The 4,754-nt window shown below is 55.6% G+C and carries 6 protein-coding genes and 1 pseudogene; 1 reads left to right on the forward strand and 6 read right to left on the reverse strand.

The features are described 5' to 3' along the window. Positions 1–215: 215 nt before the first annotated feature. The 4 genes from AB4043_RS14920 to AB4043_RS14935 all read right to left on the reverse strand — a co-directional run bounded on the left by AB4043_RS14920 (position 216) and on the right by AB4043_RS14935 (position 2,511). Positions 216–1,124, reverse strand: coding sequence for a sigma-70 family RNA polymerase sigma factor (locus tag AB4043_RS14920; protein WP_442299007.1), 909 nt, complete (start codon positions 1,122–1,124; stop codon positions 216–218). A 129-nt stretch (positions 1,125–1,253) separates the two neighbouring features. Beyond that, positions 1,254–1,655, reverse strand: a complete 402-nt coding sequence (locus tag AB4043_RS14925; protein ID WP_442299006.1) for a hypothetical protein — start codon at positions 1,653–1,655, stop codon at positions 1,254–1,256. After that, positions 1,652–2,167, reverse strand: a complete 516-nt coding sequence (locus AB4043_RS14930) for an SRPBCC family protein (protein ID WP_442299005.1) — start codon at positions 2,165–2,167, stop codon at positions 1,652–1,654. The genes AB4043_RS14925 and AB4043_RS14930 overlap by 4 nt, the downstream gene beginning before the upstream one ends. Continuing rightward, the gene (locus AB4043_RS14935; RefSeq protein ID WP_442299004.1) at positions 2,164–2,511 is read right to left on the reverse strand and encodes an ArsR/SmtB family transcription factor; all 348 of its coding nucleotides are present in this window, start codon (positions 2,509–2,511) and stop codon (positions 2,164–2,166) included. Before AB4043_RS14935 ends, AB4043_RS14930 begins: the two co-directional genes overlap by 4 nt. A gap of 233 nt (positions 2,512–2,744) precedes the next feature. Between AB4043_RS14935 and AB4043_RS14940 the strand changes: the two genes are divergently transcribed. Continuing rightward, positions 2,745–4,025, forward strand: coding sequence for a hypothetical protein (locus AB4043_RS14940; RefSeq protein ID WP_442307397.1), 1,281 nt, complete (start codon positions 2,745–2,747; stop codon positions 4,023–4,025). A gap of 68 nt (positions 4,026–4,093) precedes the next feature. On the opposite strand, the gene AB4043_RS14945 is transcribed toward AB4043_RS14940, so the two are convergent. Then, positions 4,094–4,306 (reverse strand): hypothetical protein, encoded by a 213-nt coding sequence (locus AB4043_RS14945; RefSeq protein WP_442299002.1) that lies wholly within the window; start codon positions 4,304–4,306, stop codon positions 4,094–4,096. Positions 4,307–4,330: 24 nt separating this feature from the next. Further along, a pseudogene (locus AB4043_RS14950) lies at positions 4,331–4,754 on the reverse strand (hypothetical protein); the annotation flags it as partial.

Below are 4,754 nucleotides of genomic sequence, written 5' to 3' on the forward strand. Positions count from 1 at the left end.
CAGGTACTCGCTGAGAGGAGAATACTTTTTCTCCTGGGCCATCATGCCGATGGTACTCAGACTGAATAGCACTGCAATTGAACTAAACCTGAACATTGTCATTTCTCATCCTGGCTTGGGATATGTCTTCCGTTACGTCGACTTTTCGATTCGAAGCGTCAATACACTCCTAATACGAAGCCAGTGCCGTCTTGGATACGCTACCCGGCAGCGTTTTATGACTGTGCCGCTTGGGAGTACTCGACGGTGAGAGATCGAATGTTATCGGTCACCCAAGGGCAATGGGTATAGTCCACGATGTCGGTGATACATCCGGAAGCCACGACAATGCGAATCACGGACTCAGCGCTCCATCGATCATCGGTGGAACGCATTGTGACAACCACAGGCTCCCCATCTACAAAGCTCAATGCCATCTTCAATTGAGTTGCCCGTTGCCGATAGTTTGTGAAGTACGGCGAATCCACAATATGGCCGGCGAACCTATCGGCCACGTGAAGACGCGCATCGGATCGGATGAGTTCGCGAATACCATCCCAGTCTTGACGATTGAATCGCTCTACGTAGAGATGGAGGACTTTCATTAATTCAGGATTGTGAGGCTGAGCCGGCGGTGATGGCGCAGGAGATGTCTCCAATTTCGAACGACCGCGACTAAGCGCTGACTTTACTCCGCCAACGGTTGAACCAATCAACTCGGCAATTTCTTCGAGCTTGTAGTCGAAAACGTCCTTGAGGAGAACACATGCACGTTCTTTGGGAGGCAGAGTTGTCACAAGGTGCTCAACTGCCTGACCAACTTCCACAGACAACGGTGCCTCTGGCGTTGCTATCTCTGCAGGCGGGTTTGCCTCGGCCCGGTCTCGTACTCCACGCCGGCGTAGAAAATCGATACAGCGGTTATGCGCTATGCGAAACAGCCACGGTGTCAGCGAGCGTGCGTCATCAAATTGATCCAGCTTCCGATATGCTTCGAAAAGAGCATCCTGAACTACGTCCTCCCCATCCATCGTGGTCCCGGTCATGCGCGAGCAATAACGGTGGAGGCGTGGGCGAATCGCAGTAATCGTCTCCAGGAACGCGAGATACCGCACTTCGAATGGATCAGTCTGATCGGTAGTCATATCCATAACCATTAATACGCAGCTCGACTGCCTGAGGATACGGACACGATTTGTATATCTCTATCTCTTCTCCTTAACCGTTAGAGGAAATATTGTGCTGCACATACCCGATGTGTTCGCCCGGCTCTCTCATCGGCTGCGATCCCGGGTCGCCAACCGGCCACCAAACCACACGCAGGGAATGGATTCGACGGCGATGGAGACGGGATACCAGGCCGGCCCGAGTTGCGCTCCACCGATGACGTAGTAAGCGACGACACCCGCCAGTCCCGCAGCGAGACCTATCCACGCCAGGATCCAGGCGTGGCGCATGGGACGGTCGGGTGCCATGCGAGCCGTGACGAAACCACCGGCGACGGTGAAGAGCGCGCGATAGCCAGAGGCCAGTCCAAACAGCGATGCCGACATGCTCCGAGGCGAACCCGGGAATACGCCTGCGACATGCATGATTGCGTCAGTAGCGGTCGATGCAATCGCCGTGACGAGGAAGCCGCCGACAACGGCTCCGACGCTGCGGATCCAGGGCTTCATGGGCGCTCCGTCTTGCCTTGAGCGGCCATCAGTGTATCCAGTTTGCGCAACTGGCTCTCATGGCCGGCGCGAGCACGCTCCGTCCAAACATCGTCATGCATCGCTTCAGAAGTGATGGTAAGCTTCACGCCGTCGGTGAGGGACTTCATCTCAACGACAGTCGCCACCTCGTAAGGGGGCACGTCAGGCACGAAGTCGGTGAAGGTCTTATAGGCCAGACGGTGAGGCGGCGAGACCTCAGTGTAAGTAACCTTGCACTCGGTGGAGAGCGGCATGCCCATCCGCTTCATGAACGCTACCTGCTCCGGTGCCGCCGCCGTCATCAAATAGACGAGCTGTCCGCCAGACCTCAAGTCGATCGACATCACCATCACGTCGAACCCTTCCGGTCCCCACCAGGACTCTATGCCGTCCTTGGTGGTCCAAAGATCCCAGACAACATCGATAGAGGCTGCATAAGTCCGCTCGATAGTGAAATGCGCTCGCTGGTTCGTGGGTGTGGTTTTGTTCATGATTTCTCCCGAGGGTGGGTCTTGGCGGCAGATTGACGGCGCTCCACGGCGGTACCCAACCGGTCGAGCCGCGCCTCCCAGTGGCGGCGATATCCCGCCGTCCAGGCGTCGAGCTGGTCGAAGGCTTCCCTGCGCAACGAGTAGAGACGCTTTTGTCCGTCCGGCCGCATCTGCACTAGACCTGCCTCCGCAAGAATGCGCAGGTGCCGTGACACGCCAGATTGGTGAATGTCCATACGCTCGACGATGTCACTGACGGAGCGCACCTCCGACTTCATCGACTCGACGATGCGAAGACGGACCGGGTCAGCCAGAGCGTGGAAGATCTTTACTTGCGCGTTCATGTATATACACTATAACGCATATATCGGCTAACGGAATGAACTTGTCATACATACGGATTCTGATTCCACAGCGACAGGTGCGTTCCCAAAATGGAAATCCAACTTTAAAGGTGCGCTTGGATTCAAAAATTCTCGTGCAGGTTGCCTGCATACTGAATTTGCCAAGGCGAGAACTCCTCGGCACTCCTCCCGAAAATAATGGCTGTACGTTAGCCGTTCGAGACCTGCATCCCATGAGATTTTCCCTCCTGGCGCCTTTGCTTCTCTCCGTAGTGTGTGCTTTACCCGCTTCCGCCACCGTAGCCGTTTCTTCCCCAAGCAATAACGCAACCGTGGCCTCATCCGTCCGTGTAGCCGCCAGCGCCGTCACTCCCTGTGCAAAAGGTGTTGCATCCATGGGGATTTACGTCGATAACGCGCTGCGTTACACCGTAGTCGGGACGAAGCTTGATACGAACGTGTCGGTGACACCTGGCGCTCACGTCATCGTCGTGACCGAATGGAACTATTGCGGCGGGTCGAGCACGGCTTCCGTGAGTGTGACTTATCCCACCACCGCAGGCATCACCATCAATTCCCCTGCCAACAACAGTACGGTCGGAACCCCGGCAATGTTTGTGGCGAGCGCAACGACCAGTTGCCCTAAAGGTATTGCAGCTATGGGCGTCYACGCCAATGACAAGTTGCTCTATACCGTGGCTGGACCGAACTTGAACGCTCCCATCACTCTTGGACTGGGCCAGCAAAACGCGACGGTGCAGGAGTGGGACAACTGTGGGGGATATGCAAAAACGCCTGTCAAAGTAACCGTCACCGGCACCACACTCAAAAATCTTCAAGCGGCACCAGGGTGGCACCAGTGGGGACAGCTTCCGCCAATTTATGACATCTGCGATGCGCCATGCCCAGGAGTCACATGGTCGATGAAGCAGAATCAAAAAAGTCCGTCGGTGAGCGGCAATGCGACCCAATTCAATCTCGGGGGGACGGTTCCCTATTCGGCAGTCCTGTTTTCCAACCCTGTTCTTGGACAGGGAAACAAAATGGGGCTTACGGACGACAATCACACCCTTCTACCGACACTCAACAATTTCATCTATGACGCCGACGTCTACATCACGAACTGGGATATCACCCAGCTGCAAGAGTTCGACGTAAACATGTACGCCGGCGGGATTGGAATGGAGTGGGGGACCGAGTGCAACCATCTCAACGGGAATGTCTGGGACTACTGGAATAATGTTGAAGCCAAATGGGTTCCCACCTCCATCCCATGCACGATGAAAACGGGCTGGAACCACGTCACGCTTCAGGTGCAGAGAAAGCCAAATAACGATTTGCTCTATCAGTCTGTCACCGTCAATGGAGTGGTGTACCCGATGGACATCACAGTGGCTTCGAAGAAGATTCCGGTCGGGTGGTGGGGTATGACGATCAATTACCAGATCGGCGGGAACTACAGACTCGCGGCGAATACGACCTATGTAGACAATCTGCACTTCACCKATTGGTAGATCTTTCCCCGCGAAGGCTGAGCCGATCATCACGCGCAGTCGGGCATACATGCAAGTTAAACATTGCCCTAGTCGCCCAGCGGCACTTGGGCTGCCAGTAGAGCCTTCCGATGAAGGCCTCTACTGGCAATCAGATCGAGCCAGTCTTGCCGTTTGAGCTCCCCGATCATCTCCGGTGCTTCGTCCTGTAGCCAATAGAAACACACCCGCAGCACCTCAAAGCGATACTGACCAAGCACAAACCTCTGTGTCGCCTCTGTTGCCGTACGCCCAAGCGCCACGTCTTGATCTCCAGCCCGCGGGAGCTATCGCCGCCACAGGATTGCAAGGCCCGCCGCAACCAGCCATACGCCCACGATGCATCCCAGTATATTTTGACCGGGAGCGTTTCCAAGAGATTTGATGGGCTGATGCGAGGCGTCGAGTGCGCGCCACGCGATATTGAGAACGCCGGCGAGTGCGGTACCCAAGCCATTGAACCAAATGCCGACTTTCATCTGTTGGTCTCCCATGAGTTGCTCGGGTGGCGTGAGTTCTGAGGTGCGAAAGAACTTGGCGTCGTGTCGCGATGACAATGCGGAATCTAATGACTCATCGACGACGTCTCCAGGCACTTGACATCGTGGTTCCAGGGGGCAAAAAGACCACTTGGACTCGGTTTCCAGGTCCAGACGTGAAGGAACCAGAAGCCGATTGAGTCCGCTTTCGTGAGAGCCTGCCCCATAATGC

Source organism: Terriglobus sp. YAF25 (assembly GCF_052113305.1).
Taxonomy (GTDB): Bacteria; Acidobacteriota; Terriglobia; order Terriglobales; family Acidobacteriaceae; genus Terriglobus.

What these genes read in the sequence shown, in the direction of transcription:
- AB4043_RS14920 (WP_442299007.1), bottom strand. Translation starts at nt 1,124, where the DNA reads ATGACTACCGATCAGACTGATCCATTCGAAGTGCGGTATCTCGCGTTC.
- AB4043_RS14925 (WP_442299006.1), bottom strand. Translation starts at nt 1,655, where the DNA reads ATGAAGCCCTGGATCCGCAGCGTCGGAGCCGTTGTCGGCGGCTTCCTC.
- AB4043_RS14930 (WP_442299005.1), bottom strand. Translation starts at nt 2,167, where the DNA reads ATGAACAAAACCACACCCACGAACCAGCGAGCGCATTTCACTATCGAG.
- AB4043_RS14935 (WP_442299004.1), bottom strand. Translation starts at nt 2,511, where the DNA reads ATGAACGCGCAAGTAAAGATCTTCCACGCTCTGGCTGACCCGGTCCGT.